The 1620-nt window shown below is 71.7% G+C and carries 1 protein-coding gene; it reads right to left on the bottom strand.

The features are described 5' to 3' along the window. Nucleotides 1–221 precede the first annotated feature (221 nt). Nucleotides 222–1409, bottom strand: a complete 1188-nt coding sequence (locus ACWELQ_RS45370) for an MFS transporter (protein ID WP_452403139.1) — start codon at nt 1407–1409, stop codon at nt 222–224. Nucleotides 1410–1620 lie beyond the last annotated feature (211 nt).

The raw sequence follows: 1620 nt of genomic DNA, 5'->3' as shown, positions 1-1620 counted from the left end.
GCCTGCGATTGTGCTGCCGGGGGGGATCCTTGAGCTTGGGGACGGGGGGGGTGGCCGCCCCCGGGCGGGCGTGAGCGGCACGGAGGGGGTGGTTAACACTCGGCACGGGGGGGTGGGGGGGATTCGGGGTGGCGGATAGCGATTTCGCCTTGCTCACCTGCTCCGCCTTCCTGTCACCGGGTCGCCGTCGCCCTTTCGGTGTCCGCCGCGGCGGACGCGGGCTACACGCGGGCCGCCGTCGTAGCTGCCAGTGTAGCCAGCCCGGCCAGCACGATCGCCGTGGTCGGCAGGCCCGCCAGCGCGCCCAATTTGCCCGCGATCGGGTAGGTGATCAGGAAGCAGGCGTGCGAGAGCGAGAACTGCGCGGTGAAAACGGCGGTGCGAGTGTCGGGTTCGGACTCGGCGCGCAGCAGGCGCGCGGACGGGGTGTTGATCAGCGAGGTGCCCGCGCCGAGCAGCACCCAGGTCAGCGCCAGCACGACCGCCCCGGCGGGGCGGGGCAGCAGGGTCGGCAGGGCCGCGGCCAGCAGGCCCGGCGGGAGCGCGACGCACCCGGCCAGCATGAATCGGCGCTCGGGGATGACGGCCAGCAGGCGGGGGGTCGCCAACGCCACCACCATGGACCCGAATCCGAAGCAGCCCAGCGCCAGCGCCACCTCGGTGTTCGAACCGCCCAGCCGATCCCGCACGTACACAACGGTATTCACGATCACCAGCGCGGTGGCGGCGGCCACCACCAGGTTCATGGCCAGCAGCCCGCGCAGCACCGGGCGGTTCAGCATGATCCGCGCGCCCTCGGTGATGCGCTCGAGCAGCGGGGCCGACCGCTCCGGCGGGGCGAGCCGCGGCAGCCGGGTGGTCACCACCAGCAGTGCCGAGGCGACGAAACCGGCCGCGGTGCCCACGAACAGCGAGTGATAGCTGATCACCGTCAGCAGCGCGGCCGCCAGCACCGGGCTCAGCAGTGATTCCATGTCGTAGGCCAGCCGGGACAGCGACAGGCCGCGGGTGTAGTCCTCCTCGTCGACCAGGATCGACGGGATGAGCGACTGGAACGCGGGCGTGAAGGTCGCCGAGGCCGACTGCAGCAGCGCGATCAGCACATAGATCTGCCAGGTGTGCGTGACGAACGGCAGCAGCAGCGCGATCACCGCGCGGATCGCGTCCGCCGAGACCAGCACCGCCCGGCGCGGCAGCCGCAGCGTGAGCGCCGAGATCACCGGCGCCACAGCCACATACGCCACCATCTTGATGGCCAGCGCGGTGCCGAGCACCGCGCCCGCCTGACCCCCGGCGATCTCGTAGGCGAGCAGGCCGAGGGCGACGGTCAGCAGCCCCGTGCCGACCAGGGCGACCACCTGGGCGGCGAACAGCTTGCGGAAGCGGGGATGGCGGAGCACGGCGAGCACGGGACCACTATAAGCCAATATGTGCGCAGCTGCGCACATGATGTCCGATATATTCCGGCTTGTCCGAACCCGTTGGGTTCGCTGGGCGATTCGTCGCTATCCTCGCCTGCATGGGGAGGAAATTCGCGGCCGGTGCGCTGGCCGCCGCGACGCTGGCCACCGCCGCCTGCGCCCGGCCCGCCGCCACCGCGCCCATGGCGGGCAATCTGGC

Source organism: Nocardia sp. NPDC004722, from assembly GCF_053601505.1.
This window is presented reverse-complemented; position numbering and strand designations above follow the sequence as displayed.